This window comes from Streptomyces sp. NBC_00539 (genome assembly GCF_036346105.1).
Classification (GTDB): domain Bacteria; phylum Actinomycetota; class Actinomycetes; order Streptomycetales; family Streptomycetaceae; genus Streptomyces.
The window spans coordinates 3,168,477-3,190,157 of record NZ_CP107811.1 but is presented as its reverse complement, the minus strand read 5'-3'; the positions used below and the strand labels follow the sequence as shown (position 1 = coordinate 3,190,157).

The following is a 21,681-nucleotide window of genomic DNA, read 5'->3' as shown; positions in this document are numbered from 1 at the left end:
CCGGACCGCGGCCGCCGCCGTTCAGTCGAACCAGCGGTCGCGGGCCAGTTCCGCCGTGCGCGAGGGGTCCTCCAGCAGGGCCGCGACCTCGAAGCGGCGCGGCCACTGGCCCGCCGACCAGGCGAGACCTGCCGCGACGCCCTCCAGGGTGGCGGCGTGCAGGGTGCCGTCCGGCGTGAGCCGCCAGTCCAGTTCGACGCCGCCCGCGACGAGTTCCTCGTGCTCGACGTACGTGTGCGGTGTGGCGGGGCCCAGCAGGATCCGTACGGCCTCCGGGACCTCGTGCTCCTCGCCCGGAGTGGTGACCTCCGCCGGGACGGTCTCCGACAGGCGGCGCACCTGGAGCAGTTCCGCGAGGTCGGCGGCCAGCGCGGGCGCGACCGGCAGCAGGGGCAGGCCGGCGGTCAGCGGCAGCAGGTCGGGGGCGTCGGCGATCACCGCGTCGGCCGCGTCCACGACCCGCACCTCGCCGTCCACCACCGCCCGCAGGTCGTCCGGGAGGGTGACCTGCTCGGGGTCCAGCTCGGCCAGCGCCCCGTAGAGGGCGTGCAACTGCCGGTCGGACACCTCCCGGTCGGGGTCGGCGAGCCGGCCCAGGAGCTCGGCCGCGCCGCCGGGCTCCTCCAGCAGGGCGTGCACGGAGGTCCGTACGCCCAGCGCCCGCAGCACCTGCTCGTCCTCGAAGCCGGTGGCGTCGGCGGGGGTGTACAGCCCGGCCAGCAGCGGGTCGCCGCCCGCCGCGCGCAGACCGGCCGGACGCCGGCCGTCGAGCACGGGGTGGTCGCGCAGCCACCAGGCCGTGTAGGGGCGCACGGAGCGGGTGGTGCCGTCGGGGAGCAGGACCCGCACGGGCTGGGTCAGCGCGTCGCGCAGCGGGGGCTGGGCGAGCATGGCCAGGGCCTGGGGCCAGCGGTCGTCGTCGACGAGGTCCAGGTCGCGTACCCCGATCAGTTCGGTGGCCACCGGGGGCAGGGGGGTGTCGGGGAGCTGGTCGAGGAGGTCCTCGCACCACACGTCGACGGCGTCGAGCAGGCCCGCGTCGTCGGGCTCGGCGAAGTCGCCCTCGCGGGGCTCCAGTTCGTCGGGGTCCAGGACCACGTCGGTGGCGCGGACGAGCTGGAAGGTGCCCAGTACCCCGACGGCGGTCAGGGTTCGGGCGTCCCACCGCTCGGCGAAGCCGGCGTCCAGGTACGGGATCTCGTCCTCGCGGACCACCGACGCCAGCGGGGACCCGGGCAGCAGCAGTTCGCCGGCCGGGGTCGGTTCGCCGTCCTCGTCGGGCAGGGCCAGCGCGCCCAGCCAGGGTTCGTCACCCGGCTCCAGGGCGGCGTCGCGGACCAGGGCGAGGACCACCTCGGCCAGCTCGTCGGCGTCCAGCGCGTCCTCGTCCCAGATCTCGCCCGCGTCCAGGGAGGCCGCCACCGCCGCCCGCACCTGCGGGGTCGTCAGCACCGCGCGGGGGGTGGCCGGGAGCGCGCCGAGCTTCTCCAGCAGCGGGTGCGCGGCGTCGGGGTGGGCGACCTTGAGCCCGAGGCGGGCCAGGCTCGCGGGGGTGTCCGCGCCGGGCAGCAGGATGTGGCGCGGCCCGATCGCGGTCCTGCCGTCGGCCAGCGGCACGGGCAGGCCGGAGAGCCGGTCCGGGTCGACGCCGGCGAGGCTGTCGTAGAGCCGGTACCACCACTGCGGGGTGCGCTCGATGCCCGCGATCCGCTCGATGGCGTCTCCCAGCGGAAGCCGGCCGACGCCCAGGTGGCGCAGCTCGGGGCGGCGCTCCAGCCCGGCGGGCAGCAGGGTCGGCAGCACCTCCGCGAGGACCCGTACGGTGTCGGCGCCCGCGCCCTCCACCACCTCGGCCTCGAAGGGGCGCAGCGCTTTCAGCTCCTCGGAGGGCGCGGCGGGCGCGAGGAACGCGGTGCGGGGCAGCCGCTGGAGGACGGCGGCGCGCAGGGCACCGTCGAGTTCGCTCTTGCCGAGCGGGCCGGGCACCAGGTCGATGAGGCCGGTGCTCACCGGGTCCCAGTCGCCGAGGAGTTCGGCGTAGGCGTCGGCTGCGCGCTCCACGAGGAAGTCGGTCAGCGGTCCGGGCGCGGGGTGGCGGCGGCTGGTGTCCAGCGGCAGCGACGCGATGAGCAGGGCGGGGATGCCCAGCGGCTCGTCGGTCGGGGTCGGCGCGTGGACGACGGGGGCGGTGCGCGGGTAGAGGGGTGTGCCCTCGATGTCGGCGGGCACGGCCCAGGTGACGGTCCAGAACGGGCGCAGCCGCTCCTCCACGGGCCGGTCGGCGAGCAGCGCCGCCTCGATGGGGCCGCTGTGGCGGACGGTGCGCCAGCGGTGCGTGCCGGAGGCGGAGTCTTCGATGACGGTGTACGGGCCCTCGGTGCGCCGGTACAGCACCCGGTGCCCGGCGGCGGGGGTCTCCACGACGACCTCGCGCAGCCCGGGCAGCGTCAGGAGCAGCGCGTCGTCGATGCCGGCCAGCAGCCGCTCGACCAGTTCCTCGGCGGCGGCGTCGCGCAGCGGGAGGACCACGACGGTGTCGTAGCCCTGCGGCGCGGTGCCCTCGGCGGGCAACGGCAGGCGCAGCAGCGGGACGTGGCCGTCGCGGCGGCGCAATTCGTCGCCGAGGCCGGGGCTGCCGCCCGCGGCGTCCCGGGCCAGTTCGCGGGCTTCGGCGAGGGACCAGCGGACCCCGCCGTGCCGGCCGAGCACGGCCGGCTCGTCGGTGACGGCGAGGACGGCCGCGAAGCCGACGCCGAAGCGGCCCACGGTCTGCGCGGAGCCCGCCGCGGCGGCGGGTTCCCGCTTCGCCGAGGCCCGTAGGGTCGACAGCGACTCCACGCCGGCCGCGTCCAGCGGGGAGCCGGTGTTGGCGACGGCGAGCACCGCGTGGCCGTATTCCGCGTCACCGGGGTGCAGGGTGAGCCGCAGCCGGCCCGCCACCCCGGCGCGGGCGGCCGCGTCGGCGGCGTTCTGGGCCAGTTCCACCACGAGCCGGTCGCGGTAACCGCCCAGGGCCAGGTCCTCCTCGGCGTTGGCGTCCTCGCGGAACCGGGCCGGCCCCGCGCCCCACGCGTCGAGCACCCCGCGCCGCAACCGGGCCGTACCGAAGGGGTCCACGCCGCTCTGGGCCGCCGTCACTCGCACGCTCACGCCGCTGCCTCCAAGTATCACCGCACTCGCACCCAGGGCCCCGGGTCCCCGACCTGACGGTACCGCGTACGGATCCCCTTCCGGCCGCTGAGGTGCGCGAACACCACCCCGCCGCGCTACGGGCACGGCCGGCCACGATCCGGGCGGGGGACGGCAGAAGGCCCGGGCGGTGGCCCGGGCCTTCGGGGAGCGGTGACTACTCGGGGGAGGTCAGAGCTTCTCGATCACGTAGTCGACGCAGGCCGTGAGGGCCTGGACGTCCGCCGGGTCGATCGCCGGGAACATCGCGACGCGGAGCTGGTTGCGGCCGAGCTTGCGGTAGGGCTCGGTGTCCACGATGCCGTTGGCGCGCAGCACCTTGGCGACGGCGGCCGCGTCGATGTCGTCGGAGAAGTCGATCGTGCCGATGACGGAGGAGCGCTTGGCCGGGTCGGCGACGAACGGGGTCGCGTACTTCGACGCCTCCGCCCAGCCGTACAGGTGGCGCGCGCTTTCCGCGGTGCGGCCGGTGGTGAACTCCAGGCCGCCCCGGCCGTTCATCCACTCCAGCTGCTGGTCCAGCAGGAAGAGGGTGGCGAGCGCGGGGGTGTTGTACGTCTGGTTCTTGAGCGAGTTGTCGATCGCGGTGGGCAGCGAGAAGAACTCGGGGATGTGCCGGCTGCCCGAGGCGTGGACGCGGGCAGCGCGCTCCAGGGCCGCCGGGGAGAACGCCGCGAGCCACAGGCCGCCGTCGGAGGCGAAGGACTTCTGCGGGGCGAAGTAGTAGACGTCGGTCTCGGTGATGTCCACCGGCAGACCGCCGGCGCCCGAGGTCGCGTCCACCAGGACGAGGGACCCGGCGTCGGCGCCCGCGACGCGCTTGATCGGCGCCGCGACACCCGTGGAGGTCTCGTTGTGGGTGTACGCGTAGACGTCCACGCCCGCCTCGGCGACCGGCTCGGGGTGGGTGCCCGGCTCGGAGGAGATGACCGAGGGTGCGTCCAGCCACGGCGCGAGCTTCGCGGCGGTGGCGAACTTGGAGGAGAACTCACCGAAGGTGAGGTGCTGCGACTTCTTCTCGATGAGACCGGCCGTCGCGATGTCCCAGAAGGCGGTGGAGCCGCCGTTGCCCAGGATCACCTCGTAGCCCTCGGGCAGGGAGAAGAGGTCCCGGAGTCCCTGGCGCACCGAGCCGACCAGGTTCTTGACCGGGGCCTGGCGGTGTGAGGTTCCGAGCAGGGAGGTACCGGTGGCGGCCAGGGCGTCGAGCGCCTCGGTCCGCACCTTGGAGGGGCCCGCGCCGAAGCGTCCGTCGGCGGGCTTGATGTCAGCGGGAATCTGGATCTCAGCCACGAGCGGAGCGTATCGGGTCCCGGACGCCGCCCCGGAAGCGCGTCCACCCGGTGAGACGCGTCGCGGCGGTGGCAGGGTGGAGGGTGTGACGGCACCCGGTGAACTCGAACGGACATTGCGGGCCGAGCTGCGCGGGGACGTGGACTTCGGCGCCGCCGCGCGGGCGCTCGTGACCATGGACGCCTCCAACTACCGGCGCGTCCCGGTCGCCGTCGTCGCCCCGCGCGACGCCGAGGACGTGGCGGTGGCGCTGCGGGTGTGCGCCGGGGCCGGGGTCCCGGTCGTGCCGCGCGGCGGCGGCACCTCCCTCGCGGGCCAGGCGACCGGCACCGGGGTGGTGCTCGACCTCACCCGCCACATGAACTCCCTGGTGGCGCTGGACCCGGCCGCCCGGACGGCCGTGGTCCAACCGGGCCTGGTCCTGGACCGGCTGCGGGACGCGGCGCGCCCGCACGGGCTGACCTTCGGGCCCGACCCCTCCACCCACTCCCGGTGCACCCTGGGCGGGATGATCGGCAACAACGCCTGCGGGGCCCACTCGGTGGCCTGGGGCACCACCGCCGACAACGTGACGGAGCTGGCGGTGACCGCTTACGGGGGCACCTCCCACCGGATCGCCGCCGGCTGGGCGGGCGCGCCGCGGGGCCTGCGCGAGCTGGTGTCACAGAACCTGGCGGTCCTGCGCACGGGCATGGCCGGCGGCTTCTCCCGCCGCATCTCCGGCTACGGCGGCCTCGACGCACTGCTCCCCGAACGCGGGGTGGGGCTGGCCCGCGCGTTCTGCGGGAGCGAGGGCACGCTCGGGGTGGTGACGGAGGCGGTGGTGCGCCTGGTGGAAGCGCCGCGCGCGCCGGTGCTCGCGGTGCTCGGGTACGCCGACGAGAGCGCGGCGGCCGAAGCCGCGGCCGGCCTGCTCCCGCACCGGCCGCTGACGGTGGAGGGCATGGCCCGGGACCTGGCCGGCGCGGCGGCGCACGACCTGCCGCGGGGCGGGGCGTGGCTGTTCGCCGAGATGTGGGACGAGGGCGCCGCCCGGGCGCTGGTGCGGGCCGCCGACGCCGTGGAGTCGGCGCTGGTCACCGACCCGGCGGGGCAGCGCGCGCTGTGGCGGATCCGCGAGGACGCGGCGGGCACGGCGACGAGGCTGCCGACCGGGGAGATGGCCTGGCCGGGCTGGGAGGACTGCGCGGTGCCGCCGGCGCGCCTCGGCGCGTACCTGAGGGAGTTCCGGGCGCTGCTGGCGGAGCACGGGCTGCGCGGGTCCCCGTACGGGCACTTCGGGGAGGGCTGCGTCCACGTACGGATCGACTTCGACCTGGTGACGGCGGCGGGGGTGGCCCGGTTCCGGGACTTCTCCTCGGCCCTCGCCGACCTCGTCGTCTCCCACGGCGGTTCCCTGTCGGGGGAGCACGGGGACGGGCAGGCGCGGGCCGAACTGCTGCCGAGGATGTACGGGCCGCAGGTGATGGAACTGTTCCGCGCCTACAAGGACGTGTGGGATCCGGCGGGCGGCATGAACCCGGGGATGCTGGTGCGCCCGGCCCGCCTGGACGAGGACCTGCGCTTCGCGGTGCTGCCGGCGACACCCTTCGCGGGGGAGGTGGCGCGCTGTGTCGGCGTCGCGAAGTGCCGCGGTACGGAGCCGGCCGGGGCGGAGGTGATGTGTCCCTCGTACCGGGTCACGGGGGAGGAGCGGCACTCCACGCGCGGGCGGGCGCGGCTGCTGCACGAGATGCTGGCCGGGGAGATCGTGACCGACGGCTGGCGCTCCGAGGAGGTCGCGCAGGCCCTGGACCTGTGCCTGGCCTGCAAGGGGTGCCGCAGCGACTGCCCGGTCGGCGTGGACATGGCCACGTACAAGTCCCAGTTCCTGGAGCGCCACTGGGCGGGGCGGATCCGGCCGCTGTCCCACTACGCGCTGGGCGGGCTGCCGCAGTGGCTGCGGCTGATCGCGGCGCTGCGGGCGGCGGGGCCGGCCGGCGCCCTGGCCCGGCGGCTGCCCGTGCCGGGCCTGGACCGACGCCGTGCGCTGCCGCCGCCGGCCCGGGAGCCGTTCACGAGGTGGTGGCGCCGCGCCGGGGCGCAGTCGCGCGGCCCGGCCGCCGTCGTGCTGTGGCCCGACACCTTCACGGAGCACCTGTCGCCGGGGACGGGACGGGCCGCCGTACGGGTACTGGAGGCGGCCGGGCTCGGGGTGTCCCTCCCGCCCGGGCGGGTCTGCTGCGGTCTGACGTACCTCTCCACCGGCCGCAGGGAGCGCGCCCGCAAGGTGCTCACCCGCACGCTCGACACCCTCGGGGAGGTCCGGGGCCCGGTGGTGGTCCTCGAACCCAGCTGCGCGGCGGCCCTGCGCGCCGACCTGCCGGCCCTGCTGCCCGACGACCCGCGCGCCCCGCGCCTGGCGGCGGCCGTCCGTACCTTCGCCGAGACCCTGGAGGAGTACGCCCCGCAGTGGCGGCCGCCGCGCCTGGACCGGCCGGTCGCGGGCCAGACCCACTGCCACCAGCACGCCGTGCTGGGCGACGCGGCCGACCGCCGGCTGCGCGAGCGGGCCGGTCTGACGGGCGGGCTCAGCGGCGGCTGCTGCGGCCTGGCGGGCGACTTCGGCTTCGCACCGGGCCACTACGAGGTGTCGGTGGCCTGCGCGGAGGAACAGCTCCTGCCCGCGCTGCGGGCCGCGCCGGCGGGGGCCCTGTACCTGGCGGACGGCTTCTCCTGCCGGACCCAGATCGCCGAACTGGGCGGCGGGCGCCGGGCCCGCCACCTCGCGGAGGTCCTCGCGGAGGGGCTTTAGCGGGGGTTACAGGGGTGTGCGCAAGGTAAGGCGGAACGGGGCATGGCACCCGTTACGTACCCCTTAGCCTGGTGGAATGACCCCGTCCTCTTCGGCTGCCCCCTCGGCTCCCTCCTCGGCCCCGTCCTCCGCCGCCGGTGTGCGCTCGCCGTCCGCCACCGGTGGCCCCGACCGTGCCCGTGCGCGCTTCGGGCCGGTCGCGCTGGTGGTCTCGGCGGGGATCTCGGTGCAGTTCGGCGCCGCCCTCGCCGTCATGGTGATGCCGCGGACGGGCGCCGCGGGCGTGGTCACCCTGCGGCTCGCGGCGGCCGCGCTCGTGCTGCTGCTGGTGTGCCGGCCCAAGGTGCGCGGCTACGCCCGGGCGGACTGGGTCACCGTGTTCTGGTTCGGCGTCACCATGGCGGGCATGAACGGCCTCTTCTACCAGGCCATCGACCGCATCCCGCTCGGCCCCGCCGTCACCCTGGAGGTGCTCGGCCCGCTCGCCCTGTCGGTGGTCGTCTCCAGGCGCCTGGTGAACGTGCTGTGGGCCGCCCTGGCCCTGGCCGGAGTGGCCCTGCTCGCCGGCCACGGCGGGGGCGGGTTCGGCGGTCTCGACCCGCTGGGCGCGGCCTTCGCGGTCGCGGCGGGCGGGATGTGGGCGGCGTACATCGTGTTCAGCGCCCGTACGGGCCGGCGCTTCCCGCAGGCGGACGGCCTGGCGCTGGCGATGGCCGTCGCCGCGGTCATCTCGCTGCCGCTCGGGGTGGTCGAGGCCGGCTCCGACCTGATCGTCCCGAGCACCCTGGCACTGGGCCTGGGCGTGGCCGTCCTGTCCTCCGTGCTGCCGTACACGCTGGAGCTGCTGGCCCTGCGCCGACTGCCCGCCCCGACCTTCGCGATCCTGATGAGCCTGGAGCCGGCCATCGCGGCGAGCGCCGGCTTCCTGGTGCTGCACCAGGCCATGTCGGTCGGGGACGCCGTCGCGGTCGCGCTGGTGATCGCGGCGAGCATGGGCGCGGTGCGGTCGCAGGTCGCCCGCCCCTCTTCCTGAGGAATCCCCCTCTTCCTGAGGAACCCCCCTCCGTTCGAGGCGTCCGCCTCCTCCTGAGGAGTCCCTCTTGGGCCGCCCCTCTCCCGGTGAGGTCACCGGTCACCCCAGGGGCAGGTCCAGGTACGAGGGCGTCTGTTCCGGTGAGGTGAAGGAGAGCGTCGCGCGCGGCAGGTTGGGGTCCGAGTAGAACGGGTCGCGGGCGTCGACCACCAGCAGGACGCGGTGCCCTCGCGGGACGTCGTAGGCCGTTGCCTGGAGGTCGATGTCCGCGCTGATCAGGCTGTCCGGCGCCGAGCCGAGGTCGCTGTACGGGGCGTGCGTGATGATGTGGGCCGTTCCGTCGGGCGCGGTGTCCAGGAGGTACGCGACGAAGCCGGAGCCCGGGTTCGCGGCCCGGTACGTCACCCGCAGCCGGGGCGTGCCGCGCAGCCGCAGGACGGCCTCCTCGGGCGCCGCGGCCCAGACGGCGGCCACGGTGCGGTCGATGTCGCCGGTCGGGTAGGCCTTCGGCCGTCCCGCGATCTCCGCGTACCCGGAGCGGACGATCCGGTCGGCGACGGTCGCCGGGGTGTCGATCCCGCAGACGACGGTCGAGGTCCACCCCGCCTCGGGCTTCTCGGCCAGTTCCCCGCCGTCCGCGAGGTGCACCCGGCGGACGCGTCCGGTGAGGGCGTCCCAGGTGGGACTGGCTTCGAGGGTCTTGCTCCACATCACCTCGGCGACCACCTGCCCCTCGGCGGCGATGCCGGTCTCGATGCCCTTGAGGTGGTGGTCGAACCAGCGGTGGGCGTCGGTCCATATGCGGTTCGGCAGCCCGAGCAGGCCGGGCATCTCGGGGCCCGAGTGGTCGCCGATGGAGAAGTCGAGGCGCTTGGGTCCGGTGAGTGCGTTGAACATCTTGAGGGTCTGGTTGCCCGGGAAGAGCGTCTCGTGCCAGGCCTGCGCGAACAGGACGGGGACCCGGCGCCGGTTGAGTTCCTTGATGTGGGTGAAGGGCGAGCGGGGCTCCGCCCAGCGCAGGGTGCCCTCCACGTCCCGGTTGGTCAGCACGTTCTCGAAGACGCCCTCCGTCTGCGGGCTGAGCCGGGCCCGCGCCGCCGCGTTCAGCAGGGCCTGCACGGCGGCGACGTGGCGGGTGGAGTTCTCCAGGAAGGCCTCGCCCAGGTCGCCCCAGGTGCTCAGGGCCACCACCGCGTCGACGCGGGTGTCGTGCGCGGCGACGAGCTGGCTGATGCCGGAGCCGTACGAGTCCCCGAGGAAGCCGATCTTCGTGACGGGCCCGGAGGTGCGCTCGATGAGGTGGTCCAGGGCGCGGCTGCCGTCGGCGATGTCGAGCGGGCCGGCGACCTCGACCTGCCCCTCGGAGGCGCCGAACCCGCGCGCGGTGTAGGCCAGGACGTCGTAGCCGCGGGCTGCGAACAGGCTCGCCTGGACGGCGTACGGGAGCCAGCCGGCGTCCGTCCACGGCGAGGGCATCACGATCACCGGGCGGGGCTGTGGTCCGGTGTGCCGCCACAGTGCGGCGTCGAGCAGGGCGCCGCCGGCGCCGGCCACCTTGCCCCGGCCGAACACGGCGAGCGAGCGCACCTCGGCGACCTCGGAGGCCCGGGCGGGGGAGAGCCCCGTGACGTCGCCGGTTTCCAGAGCGGCGACGAAGGCGGCCAGGGCGGCGGCGTCGAGTTCGGGGTAGAGGGAGGAGTCGGCTGGGTTCGCGTACGTCACGTCGGTTCGTCCTCTTCGCGTCGAGTGCCTCACGTGCCATGACAGGAACGGGTGTCCGCGCTGCGCCGCGGGGGCCCTGCCCCGGGCGTGTCGCGGGCGGCCGTGCGGGTGCGGGAGCGGATGCGGTGCGGCGGGCGTGCGGCCGTGCGGGTGCGGATGCCGTGCGGCGGTGCGGGGGCGGTGGGGGCGGCCGTGCGGGTGCGGTTGCCGTGCGGCGGGCGGCGGGGAATTCAGTATCGGCGCGACATCGCAGACGTTCCGCGAGTTTCCGGCGTACGGCCGAAAGCGCCCCCGTGCCGACCGGCGGCCCACGGCTGCCGTCCACTGCAGCCGCCCATGCCGGACACCGGACCGCCTCGATTCGGTCTCGGCCAGGGGGAGTTGCCGTGGGTGGCGGGAACGCGACCGGGTCCGTCCGGCGTATCGCCAAAATCATGCAAGCACGCTTGATTGTTTTACCGACCCCTGCCAGGCTTCCCCCCACGCCGAGAAGGGGAGCGCACCGTGCCCGATCCGTCCGCTGTCGCCGTCTTCGCCGATCTCCGCGCGGAGGGAGACGAACTCGACTCGCTGGTGGGCCAGTTGCCCGAGGCCGGCTGGGCGGAGCCCACACCCGCCGCCGGGTGGACCGTCGCCCACCAGATCGCCCACCTGCACTGGACCGACCGGGCCTCGCTGCTCGCACTCACCGACGCCGAGAGCTTCGCGGTCATGGCCGAGGAGGCGGCGAAGGCCCCCGACACCTTCGTGGACGAGGGCGCCGCCGAGGGGGCCCTGCTGGGCGCCGCCGAGCTGCTGGTCCGGTGGCGCCAGGGGCGGGCCGCCCTCGACGCGGCGCTCGCCGCCGCCGATCCGGGGGCCCGTTTCCCCTGGTACGGGCCGCCGATGAAAGCCGCCTCGATGGCGAGCGCCCGGCTGATGGAGACCTGGGCGCACGGGCAGGACGTCGCCGACGCGCTGGGCGTCCGGCGGGTCCCGACGGCCAGGCTGCGGCACGTCGCACGGATCGGGGTGCGGGCGCGGGACTACGCGTACGCGGTACGGGGCCTTCCGGCGCCCGGCGAGGAGTTCCGGGTGGAACTGCTCGCCCCGGACGGCTCCGGCATCTGGGCGTTCGGGCCCGAAGACGCCGGGCAGCGGGTCGCGGGGCCGGCGCTGGACTTCTGCCTGCTGGTCACCCAGCGCGCCCACCGCGCCGACCTGGCCCTGACGGCGACCGGCCCCGACGCCGCGCGCTGGCTGGACATCGCCCAGGCCTTCGCCGGCCCGGCCGGCCCCGGCCGCGCACCCTCGGCGGGCGGGCGTGCTCCTTCGGCCGGCGGGCGGGACGACCGGTGACCGGGCGGCGGCCGCTGCGCATCGGCAACGCCTCCGGCTTCTACGGGGACCGTTTCGACGCGGTGCGCGACATGCTGACGGGCGGCCCGCTGGACGTCCTGACCGGGGACTACCTGGCCGAGCTGACCATGCTGATCCTCGGCCGCGACCGCTTGAAGGACCGGGAACTCGGCTACGCGAAGACCTTCCTGCGCCAGCTGGAGGAGAGCCTGGGCCTCGCGCACGAGCGGGGCGTACGGATCGTCACCAACGCGGGCGGCCTCAACCCGGCCGGACTCGCGGCCGCGATCCGCGAGCTGGCCGCGAAGACGGGCGTCCCCGTGGCGGTGGCGCACGTGGAGGGTGACGACCTGACGCCGTACGCGTCCGCGCGCGGTGATGCGCTCACGGCCAACGCCTACCTCGGCGGCGCGGGGATCGCGGCCTGCCTGCGGGCGGGCGCGGACGTGGTCGTCACCGGCCGGGTCACGGACGCCGCGCTGGTCAGCGGGCCTGCCGCCTGGTGGTTCGACTGGGCGCCGGACGACTTCGACCGGCTGGCGGGGGCGGTGGTGGCGGGACACGTCCTGGAGTGCGGGACGCAGGCCACCGGTGGCAACTACGCCTTCTTCACGCGGCACGACGTGGGCCGCCCCGGGTTCCCGCTCGCGGAGGTCTGCGAGGACGGCTCGTCGGTGATCACGAAGCACCCGGGGACCGGCGGGGCCGTCACTCCCGGCACGGTCACCGCGCAGCTCCTCTACGAGACCCACGGCGCGCGGTACCCCGGCCCCGACGTGACGGCCCGCCTGGACACGGTCCGGCTGGCGCCGGCCGGGCCGGACCGGGTGCGGATCTCGGGGGTCGTGGGGGAACCGCCGCCGGACACCCTCAAGGTGGGGGTGACCCGGGTGGGGGGCTGGCGCAACGAGGTGGTGTTCGTGCTGACCGGCCTGGACATCGAGGAGAAGGCCGGGCTGGTCCGGGAGCAACTCGCGGACGCGCTGCGGGAGGTGGCCGTCGTGGACTGGACGCTGTCCCGCACGGACCACGAGGACGCGCCGACGCAGGAGACGGCGAGCGCACTGCTGCGCCTGGTGGTGCGGGACCCGTCCCCGGACCGGGTGGGACGGTCGCTGACCTCGGCGGCGATCGAGCTGGCGCTGGCGAGTTACCCGGGCTTCCACGTCACGGCCCCGCCGGGCCCGGCGCAGCCGTACGGGGTCTTCACCGCGGAGTCCGTCCCGGCCGCCGAGGTCCCGCACACGGCGGTCCTCCCGGACGGCACCCGCCTCCGCATCCCGGCCGCGCCGGTGAGCGCCGCACCGCAGACCCCACCGGAGCCGCCACCGGAGCCGCCGTCGGAGCCGCCGTCGCAACCGCCCGGGCCTGCGCCCGGGGCCGGGGACGCGGGGGTCACCAGGGCGCCGCTCGGGCGGCTGGCCGGGGCGCGGAGCGGCGACAAGGGCGGGGACGCCAACATCGGCGTCTGGGTCGAGAGCGACGACGCCTGGGCGTGGCTGCGGCGCACGCTGACCACCGAGCTGCTGCGGGAGCTGCTGCCGGAGACCGCGGCCCTGCCCGTCACCCGGCACGTCCTGCCCCACCTGCGCGCCCTCAACTTCACCGTCACCGGCATCCTCGGCGACGGCGTCGCCTCCGCCCACCGCTTCGACCCCCAGGGCAAGGCGCTCGGCGAATGGCTGCGCGCCCGCCACCTCGACATCCCGGACCACCTGTTGTCCGCCCCGGAGGGGACCGGCTCATGACCCGCCTGACCACGACCGTCGACCCGAACGCGCCCGAGCACACCGCGGCCCGCGCCGCCGCCCTGGAGCGCCTCGCCGAACTGGACGCGCAGCACGAGGGCGCCTTGCGCGGGGGCGGCGAGAAGTACACCGCCCGCCACCTCGGCCGCGGCAAGCTCCTGGCCCGCCAACGCGTCGAGCTGCTGCTGGACCCCGACACGCCGTTCCTCGAACTGTCCCCGCTCGCCGCGTGGGGCAGCGACTACCCGGTGGGAGCCTCGATGATCACCGGCATCGGCACCGTCGAGGGCGTCGAGTGCCTGATCACCGCCAACGACCCCACCGTCCGCGGCGGCGCCAGCAACCCCTGGACCCTCAAGAAGGCCCTGCGGGCCCACGAGATCGCCCGGCAGAACCGGCTGCCCTGCGTCAGCCTCGTGGAGTCCGGCGGCGCGGACCTGCCCTCGCAGAAGGAGATCTTCATCCCGGGCGGCGCCGTCTTCCGGGACATCACCCGGCTGTCGGCCGACGGCATCCCCACGGTCGCCGTCGTCTTCGGCAACTCCACCGCCGGAGGCGCGTACATCCCCGGGATGTCCGACCACACCGTCATGATCAAGGACCGTTCGAAGGTGTTCCTCGGCGGTCCGCCCCTGGTCAAGATGGCGACCGGCGAGGAGAGCGACGACGAGTCCCTCGGCGGGGCCGACATGCACGCGCGGACCTCCGGTCTCGCCGACCACTACGCCCTCGACGAGTACGACGCCATCCGCCAGGCCCGCCGGATCGTCGCCCGGCTCAACCACCGCAAGCCGTACCAGGATCCGCCGGCCGCACCCGAGCCGCTGTACGACCCCGAGGAACTCCTCGGCATCGTCCCCGAGGACCTGAGGACGCCCTTCGACCCGCGCGAGGTCATCGCCAGGATCGTCGACGCCTCCGACTTCGACGAGTTCAAGCCCCTCTACGGCACCAGCCTGGTCACCGGCTGGGCCGGCCTGCACGGCCATCCCGTCGGCATCCTCGCCAACGCCCAAGGCGTGCTGTTCAGCGCCGAGTCGCAGAAGGCCGCCCAGTTCATCCAGCTCGCCAACCAGCGTGACATCCCGCTGCTGTTCCTCCACAACACCACCGGCTACATGGTCGGCAAGGAGTACGAACAGGGCGGCATCGTCAAGCACGGCTCGATGATGATCAACGCCGTCTCCAACTCCCGCGTCCCGCACCTGTCCGTCCTCATCGGAGCCAGCTACGGCGCCGGCCACTACGGCATGTGCGGCCGGGCCTACGAGCCGCGGTTCCTCTTCGCCTGGCCCAGCGCCAAGTCCGCCGTCATGGGGCCCGCGCAGCTGGCCGGTGTGCTGTCGATCGTCGCCCGGCAGTCCGCCGCCGCGAAGGGCCGGCCCTACGACGAGGAGGCCGACGCCGGGATGCGCGCCTACGTGGAGGCGCAGATCGAGTCGGAGTCCCTGCCGATGTTCCTGTCCGGGCGGCTGTACGACGACGGGGTCATCGACCCGCGCGACACCCGTACCGTCCTCGGCCTGTGCCTGTCGGCCGTCCACAACGCCCCCGTCGAGGGCGCCCGTGGCGGCTTCGGCGTCTTCCGGATGTGAGCCCGCAGATGACCATCACCTCGCTGCTCGTCGCCAACCGCGGCGAGATCGCCGTACGGATCTTCCGGACCGCCCGTGACCTGGGCCTGGCCACCGTCGCCGTGCACTCCGATGCCGACGCCGACGCCCTGCACGTGCGCCGCGCCGACGCGGCCGTACGGCTGCCCGGCACCGCGCCCGCCGACACCTACCTGCGCGCCGACCTGCTCGTGGGGGCCGCCCTCGCGGCGGGAGCCGACGCCGTGCACCCCGGCTACGGGTTCCTCTCCGAGAACGCCGGCTTCGCGCGTGCCGTGCGCGAGGCCGGGCTGACCTGGATCGGCCCGCCGCCCGAGGCCATCGAGGCCATGGCCTCCAAGACCCGGGCCAAGGAGCTCGTGCGCGCGGCCGGCGTGCCGCTCCTGGACCCCGTCGACCCGGCCGGGGTCACCGCCGCCGACCTGCCCCTGCTGCTCAAGGCCGCGGCGGGCGGCGGCGGCCGCGGGATGCGCGTCGTACGGGACCTCGACCGCCTCAAGGAGGAGCTGGAGGCCGCCCGGGCGGAGGCCCGCTCCGCCTTCGGCGACGACGAGGTGTTCGCCGAGCCGTACGTCGAACGGGGCCGCCACGTGGAGGTGCAGGTACTGGCCGACGCCCACGGCACCGTCTGGGCGCTCGGCACCCGCGACTGCTCGCTCCAGCGGCGCCACCAGAAGGTGATCGAGGAGGCCCCCGCACCCGGCCTGCCGGGACCGTTGCGCGAGCGCCTCCACCAGGCCGCCGTGGCCGCCGCCCGGGCCGTCTCCTACGAGGGCGCCGGTACCGTCGAGTTCCTCGTGACCGCCGACGGCCGCCCGTACTTCCTGGAGATGAACACCCGCCTCCAGGTGGAACACCCCGTCACCGAAGCCGTCTTCGGCCTCGACCTCGTCGCCCTCCAGCTGCGGATCGCCGAGGGTGCGGCGCTGCCGCCGGCGCCCCCCGAGCCCGCCGGGCACGCGGTCGTGGCCCGCCTGTACGCGGAGGATCCCGCCCGGGACTGGCGCCCGCAGACCGGGGTGCTCCACACCCTCGCCGTGCCCGGCGCGGTGCGCGTGGACACCGGCTTCGCGGACGGGGACGGCGTCGGCGTGCACTACGACCCGATGCTGGCCAAGGTCGTCGCCCACGCCCCGACCCGGGCCGAGGCCGTCCGCCGTCTCGCCCATGCCCTCGCCGGAGCGCGGATCCACGGCGTGACGACCAACCGGGACCTCCTCGTACGGTCCCTGCGGCACCCGGAGTTCACCGCCGGGCAGCTCGACACCGGGTTCTACGAGCGCCACCTCGCCGCGCTCACCGAACCCGCCCCGGACGCGGAGCGGGCCGCGTCCCTGGCCGCGCTCGCCGCGGCCCTCTCCGACGCCGCGCCGGGACCGGAGGCCGGGCTCGCGACCCGGCTGGGCGGCTGGCGCAACCTGCGCTCGCAGCCGCAGGTACGGCGCTACGCCGTGGCCGGCGCCGAATACGAGGTTGCCTACCACCCGGCGCGCAGCGGGCCCCCGCAGCCCGTCGACCACCCCGGTGTCCGGGTCCTGGCCGCTGAGCCGGGACTGGTCACCCTCGAAGTGGACGGCGTCCGGCGGGTGTTCCACGTGAAACACAAATCGAACAAGGGGGGTGTCGGCCCGGCGGAGGTCTACGTGGACTGCGCGCCGGGTGCCCACACCCTGACCCGGCTGCCCCGGTTCGCGGACCCCGAGGACCGCACCGAACCCGGCTCCCTGCTCGCTCCGATGCCCGGCACCGTCGTGCGCGTCGCCGAGGGCCTCGCCCCCGGCTGCGCCGTCACCGCCGGACAGCCCCTGCTCTGGCTGGAGGCGATGAAGATGGAACACCGCATCGTCGCGCCCGCCTCCGGCACGCTCACCGCGCTCCACGCCGCAACCGGCCACCAGGTCGAATTCGGCGCCCTGCTCGCCGTAGTCCAGGAGGAAACGCCCGCATGAGCAACTCCGTTGTGGAATCCGAAGAGCACCAGGTACTGCGCGCGGCCGTCGCCGCCCTCGGGCAGCGCTACGGCCGCGAGTACCTCGCCCGCACGGCCCGCGAAGGCCGTCACCCCGAGGAGCTGTGGGCCGATGCCGCGAAGCTCGGCTACCTCGGCGTCAACCTGCCCGAGGAGTACGGCGGCGGGGGCGGTGGCATCACCGAACTCTCGATCGTCCTCGAAGAGCTGGGCGCCGCCGGATGTCCGCTGCTGATGATGGTCGTCTCGCCCGCCATCTGCGGCACCGTGATCTCCCGCTTCGGCACCGAGGCGCAGAAGCGGGCGTGGCTGCCCGGCCTGGCCGACGGCAGTCGCACGATGGCCTTCGGCATCACCGAACCCGACGCCGGGTCCAACTCGCACCGCATCACCACCACCGCCCGGCGGGACGGTGACTCATGGGTGCTGAGCGGGCGGAAGGTGTTCATCTCGGGCGTGGACATCGCGGACGCCACCTTGATCGTCGGCCGCACCGAGGACGCCGCGTCGGGGCGGCTCAAGCCCTGCCTGTTCATCGTGCCGCGTGATGCGCCCGGGTTCTCCCGCTCGGTCATCGACATGGAACTCCAGGCAGCGGAGAAGCAGTTCGAGCTGGTTCTGGACGAGGTCCGGCTGCCCGCCGACGCGCTGGTCGGCGAGGAGGACGCCGGGCTGCTCCAGCTGTTCGCCGGGCTCAACCCCGAGCGGATCATGACCGCCGCCTTCGCCCTCGGCATGGGCCGGTACGCGCTGGCCAAGGCCGTGGACTACGCGAAGACCCGCCAGGTGTGGAAGGAGCCCGTCGGCGCCCACCAGGCCATCGCCCACCCGCTGGCCCAGTCCCACATCGAACTGGAACTGGCCCGCCTGATGATGCGCAAGGCCGCGCTGCTGTACGACGCGGGCGACGACATGGGCGCGGGCGAGGCCGCCAACATGGCCAAGTACGCCGCCGCCGAGGCCTGCGTCCGGGCGGTGGACCAGTCGGTCCACACCCTCGGCGGCAACGGCCTCACCCGCGAGTACGGCCTGGCCTCCCTCATCACCGCGTCCCGCGTGGCCCGCATCGCCCCGGTCAGCCGGGAGATGATCCTCAACTTCGTCTCCCACCAGACCCTGGGCCTCCCCAAGTCCTACTAGCGCCCGTCCGGACCGGGCCTGACCCCGGACAGGGCCTCGCCCCGGACAGGGCCGGACCGGGCCTCGCCCCGGACGGGGCCCGGGCGGGGCCTCGGCCGGGCAGGCCGACCCGCCCGCCGAGGCCGCGCCCGACCACCCGCCGGGGGTGCCGCCCCGCAGGGGGGCTTCGGCCGGGCGGACCCGGGGCGCATACCCTCCCCACCGGGGAGGTTCCCCGACCTGCGCAGAGCTCCGGAGGAGACATGGCCCCACTCGTGCACGCCGCCCAGGCGGCCGGCATCACCACGCTGACCCTCGACTCCCCGGCCAACCGCAACGCACTCTCCGCAGCCCTCGTCGGCGAGCTGCGCGCGGCCCTCGCCGGGGCCGGTGCGGATCCGGCGGCCCGGGCCGTCGTGCTCACCCACACCGGCACCACCTTCTGCTCCGGCGCCGATCTCAAGTCCCCCTGCGCCCCGGCCGACTTCCTGGCCCTGCTGCGGGAGATCGCGGAGCTCCCCACGCCCGTCGTGGCCCGCGTCACCGGACACGTACGGGCCGGCGGCCTCGGGCTGCTCGGCGCCTGCGACATCGCCGCCGCCGGGCCGCAGTCCACGTACGCCTTCACCGAGACCCACCTGGGCGTCGTACCGGCCGTCATCTCCGCACCGCTGCTGCCCCGCCTGGACCCCCGCGCGGCGGCCCGGTACTTCCTGACCGCCGAGGCCTTCGGCGCCGCGGAGGCAGCCCGGATCGGCCTGCTCACCCTGCACGGCGAGGACGTCGACGAGGTGCTCGCCCCCGTCCTCGCGGGCCTGCGCAAAGCCGGCCCCCAGGCCCTCGCCGCGACGAAACGGCTGCTGACCGCGCCGGTCCGGGCCGCGCTCGCCGGGGACGGCGCCGCCCTGACCGAGCTGTCGGCCCGCCACTTCGCCTCCGAAGAGGCCCGCGAGGGCATCACCGCCCGCTTCGAGCGCCGGGACCCGTCATGGGCACGGTGACCGGCGCCGGGACGACGACCGCCGGACCCAAGCAGGCCCGCAGCCGCGTGACCCGCCGCCACCTCCTGGAGGCCGCCGTCTCCTGCCTGGCCGAACACGGCTGGGCCGGTTCCACCGTCGCCGTCGTCGCCGAACGGGCCGGGGTCTCGCGCGGCGCGGCCCAGCACCACTTCCCGACCCGCGAGAAGCTGTTCACGGCCGCCGTGGAGCACGTCGCCGAGGAACGCTCCACCGCCCTGCGCGAGCTGTTCCACGCGGGCCCGGCCCCGCGCGCGGCCGTGGTCGAGGCCCTGGTCGACCTGTACACCGGAACCCTCTTCCGGGCCGCCCTCCAGCTGTGGGTCGCCGCCTCCAACGAGGAGCAGCTGCGCCCGCACGTCAGTGGGCTCGAAGCCCGTGTGGGCCGCGAGACCCACCGCATCGCCGTCGAACTGCTCGGCGCGGACGAGTCGGTGCCGGGCGTGCGGGAGACCGTGCAGGGCCTCCTCGACATGGCCCGCGGCCTGGGCCTGGCCAACGTCCTGTCCGACGACACGGCCCGCCGGGCCCGCGTCGTCACCCAATGGGCCCGCATCCTGGACGCCGCGCTCGGAGCCTGAGCACCCGGACGACCCCGGGCACCCTGCGCACACCGCGGGCGCCGCCCCCCGTCCGGGGTGCGGCGCCCCGGCGCAGCGGGCGGCGGATCAGGCCGTCTCGGCGATGTCCGCGTACCCCTGGATGTCGCGCGGGTCCCGCCGGCTCGGGCCGATGTAGCGGGCCGACGGGCGGACCAGGCGGCCCGTGCGCTTCTGCTCCAGGATGTGCGCCGACCAGCCCGCCGTGCGGGCGCAGGTGAACATCGAGGTGAACATGTGCGCCGGGACCTCCGCGAAGTCCAGCATGATCGCCGCCCAGAACTCCACGTTCGTCGCGAGCACCCGGTCGGGACGGCGCGCGTGCAGTTCCTCCAGCGCCGCCTTCTCCAGCGCGGCGGCGACCTCGTAGCGCGGCGCGTCCAACTCCTTGGCGGTGCGCCGCAGCACGCGGGCACGCGGGTCCTCGGCCCGGTAGACCCGGTGTCCGAAGCCCATCAGCCGCTCGCCCTTGTCCAGGGCCTTCTTCACGTAGGCCACGGCGTCGCCGGTGCGCTCGATCTCCTCGATCATGCCGAGGACCCGGGACGGCGCCCCGCCGTGCAGCGGCCCGGACATCGCCCCGACGGCGCCCGAGAGCGCCGCCGCCACGTCGGCGCCGGTGGAGGCGATCACCCGAGCGGTGAAGGTGGAGGCGTTCATGCCGTGCTCGGCGGCGGAGGTCCAGTACGCGTCGACGGCCTTGACGTGCCGGGGGTCCGGCTCGCCCCGCCAGCGGATCATGAACCGCTCGACGACGGACTCGGCCTTGTCGATCTCCTTCTGCGGCACCATCGGCAGTCCCTGGCCGCGGGCCGACTGGGCGACGTAGGACAGCGCCATCACGGCCGCCCGCGCCAGGTCGTCCCGCGCCGTCCGCTCGTCGATGTCGAGGAGCGGTTTCAGACCCCACACGGGGGCCAGCATCGCCAGCGCGGACTGCACGTCGACCCGGATGTCACCGGAGTGCACCGGGATCGGGAAGGGCTCGGCGGCCGGCAGACCGGGGTTGAAGGCACCGTCGACCAGCAGGCCCCACACGTTCCCGAAGGAGACGTGGCCGACCAGGTCTTCGATGTCCACCCCCCGGTAGCGGAGGGACCCGCCCTCCTTGTCGGGCTCGGCGATCTCCGTCTCGAACGCGACGACCCCTTCGAGCCCGGGTACGAAGTCGGACATCAGGCGGCTCCTCAGATAGTGCGAACACGCGCGGCTCCCGGCGTGATTCGCGGTCCGGCGCGGTCATCCCCGTTGATGCCCGGCACGGCCGATGGTCATCCGTGCGGGGACCCTCGGACCGGCCCCAAGATTTTGTCCGTTCCGCATGGCCTGCGGAAGCGTGACATACGGCACACCCCTGGCGGTCGCACTGCGGCAGGATGGCCCGCGTGACCCACCAGGACCTTGATCCCGCCACCATGCGCAAGCACTATCGCTCCGAGATCGTCGACGAGGAGAGCCTCGCCGGGGACCCGATGCAGCAGTTCGCGCTGTGGTTCCGGCAGACCGCCGCGTCGCACCTCTTCGAACCCAACGCGATGGTCGTCTCGACCGCGACCGCCGACGGGCGGCCCAGCTCCCGCACGGTGCTGCTCAAGCAGTTCGACGAGCGGGGCTTCGTCTTCTTCACCAACTACGCCTCCCGCAAGGGGGTCGAGATCGCCGAGAACCCGTACGTGTCGCTGCTGTTCCCCTGGCACCCGATCGCCCGCCAGGTCATCGTGACGGGTACGGCCGCCCGGATCGGCCGCGACGAGACCGCCGCGTACTTCCGTTCGCGCCCGCACGGCTCGCAGCTGGGGGCCTGGGCGAGTGCGCAGTCCCAGGTGATCGGCTCCCGGGCGGAGCTGGACCGGCGCTACGCGGAGCTGGCGGAGCGCTACCCGGAGGGCGAGCAGGTGCCGGTGCCGCCGGAGTGGGGAGGCCTGCGGGTGGTGCCCGAGGCGGTGGAGTTCTGGCAGGGCCACGAGAACCGGCTGCACGACCGGCTGCGCTACGTCCGCGAGGGCGGGCAGTGGCGGGTCGAGCGGCTCTGCCCGTAGCGGTCCCGCAGGAGGGACGGCCGGGAGGCCGGACATCCGGGGAGTCCGGGAGGCCCGGAGAGCGCAGGGCGCGCGGGGAGCCCCGGAAATGCAGACGACCCGCGGGCTCGGGATCCTCTCCTGCAGTGAGAGGAGCCGGCCGGACGTACCGGCGAGCCCGCGGGTCGGGTGACTGCTTGGGATTGGCGCCTGGCGTTCCCGCCGGG

14 protein-coding genes are annotated in these 21,681 nt (G+C 75.0%); 10 read left to right on the top strand and 4 right to left on the bottom strand.

The window, feature by feature from the left end; translation table 11 throughout:
- Positions 1-21: 21 nt before the first annotated feature.
- Together OG861_RS14060 and serC are read right to left on the bottom strand one after the other, a co-directional pair.
- Positions 22-3,150: a sacsin N-terminal ATP-binding-like domain-containing protein gene (locus OG861_RS14060; protein WP_330261717.1), complete on the bottom strand. Its 3,129-nt coding sequence runs from the start codon at positions 3,148-3,150 to the stop codon at positions 22-24.
- Positions 3,151-3,360: 210 nt separating this feature from the next.
- Positions 3,361-4,482: a phosphoserine transaminase gene (gene serC, locus OG861_RS14055; RefSeq protein WP_329197182.1), complete on the bottom strand. Its 1,122-nt coding sequence runs from the start codon at positions 4,480-4,482 to the stop codon at positions 3,361-3,363.
- On the opposite strand from serC, the gene OG861_RS14050 reads away from it, so the two are divergent.
- Both OG861_RS14050 and OG861_RS14045 read left to right on the top strand, forming a co-directional pair.
- Positions 4,454-7,276 carry an FAD-binding and (Fe-S)-binding domain-containing protein gene (locus OG861_RS14050; protein WP_443056571.1) on the top strand — a complete coding sequence of 941 codons (2,823 nt, stop codon included), beginning with the start codon at positions 4,454-4,456 and terminating at the stop codon, positions 7,274-7,276. The two genes, serC and OG861_RS14050, sit on opposite strands and share 29 nt — an antisense overlap.
- A gap of 76 nt (positions 7,277-7,352) precedes the next feature.
- Positions 7,353-8,309 (top strand): EamA family transporter, encoded by a 957-nt coding sequence (locus OG861_RS14045; RefSeq protein WP_329197184.1) that lies wholly within the window; start codon positions 7,353-7,355, stop codon positions 8,307-8,309.
- A gap of 99 nt (positions 8,310-8,408) precedes the next feature.
- Here the strand turns inward: OG861_RS14045 and OG861_RS14040 are convergent, their stop codons facing one another.
- A complete protein-coding gene (locus OG861_RS14040) occupies positions 8,409-10,031 on the bottom strand; it encodes an alpha/beta fold hydrolase (RefSeq protein WP_329197186.1) in 1,623 nt (540 codons plus the stop codon).
- A gap of 504 nt (positions 10,032-10,535) precedes the next feature.
- Between OG861_RS14040 and OG861_RS14035 the strand changes: the two genes are divergently transcribed.
- The 7 genes from OG861_RS14035 to OG861_RS14005 all read left to right on the top strand — a co-directional run bounded on the left by OG861_RS14035 (position 10,536) and on the right by OG861_RS14005 (position 19,418).
- Complete coding sequence (locus OG861_RS14035) at positions 10,536-11,369, top strand: TIGR03084 family metal-binding protein (protein ID WP_329197187.1); 834 nt, start codon at positions 10,536-10,538, stop codon at positions 11,367-11,369.
- A 71-nt stretch (positions 11,370-11,440) separates the two neighbouring features.
- Entirely contained in the window at positions 11,441-13,117 is a 1,677-nt protein-coding gene (locus tag OG861_RS14030) for an acyclic terpene utilization AtuA family protein (protein ID WP_443056775.1), read from the top strand.
- A complete protein-coding gene (locus OG861_RS14025; RefSeq protein WP_329197190.1) occupies positions 13,114-14,712 on the top strand; it encodes an acyl-CoA carboxylase subunit beta in 1,599 nt (532 codons plus the stop codon). The genes OG861_RS14030 and OG861_RS14025 overlap by 4 nt, the downstream gene beginning before the upstream one ends.
- 8 nt (positions 14,713-14,720) lie before the next feature.
- Entirely contained in the window at positions 14,721-16,679 is a 1,959-nt protein-coding gene (locus OG861_RS14020; protein ID WP_329197192.1) for an ATP-binding protein, read from the top strand.
- Positions 16,676-17,839, top strand: a complete 1,164-nt coding sequence (locus OG861_RS14015) for an acyl-CoA dehydrogenase family protein (protein WP_330261716.1) — start codon at positions 16,676-16,678, stop codon at positions 17,837-17,839. Before OG861_RS14020 ends, OG861_RS14015 begins: the two co-directional genes overlap by 4 nt.
- A gap of 242 nt (positions 17,840-18,081) precedes the next feature.
- Positions 18,082-18,819: an enoyl-CoA hydratase family protein gene (locus OG861_RS14010; RefSeq protein ID WP_329197197.1), complete on the top strand. Its 738-nt coding sequence runs from the start codon at positions 18,082-18,084 to the stop codon at positions 18,817-18,819.
- A complete protein-coding gene (locus OG861_RS14005; RefSeq protein ID WP_329197198.1) occupies positions 18,807-19,418 on the top strand; it encodes a TetR/AcrR family transcriptional regulator in 612 nt (203 codons plus the stop codon). Before OG861_RS14010 ends, OG861_RS14005 begins: the two co-directional genes overlap by 13 nt.
- Before the next feature lie 87 nt (positions 19,419-19,505).
- On the opposite strand, the gene OG861_RS14000 is transcribed toward OG861_RS14005, so the two are convergent.
- Complete coding sequence (locus OG861_RS14000) at positions 19,506-20,612, bottom strand: citrate synthase 2 (RefSeq protein ID WP_190182847.1); 1,107 nt, start codon at positions 20,610-20,612, stop codon at positions 19,506-19,508.
- A 200-nt stretch (positions 20,613-20,812) separates the two neighbouring features.
- Here OG861_RS14000 and pdxH point away from each other — a divergent pair, with 200 nt between their 5' ends.
- The gene (gene pdxH / locus OG861_RS13995) at positions 20,813-21,475 is read left to right on the top strand and encodes a pyridoxamine 5'-phosphate oxidase (RefSeq protein ID WP_329197203.1); all 663 of its coding nucleotides are present in this window, start codon (positions 20,813-20,815) and stop codon (positions 21,473-21,475) included.
- The last annotated feature ends 206 nt before the right edge of the window (positions 21,476-21,681 follow it).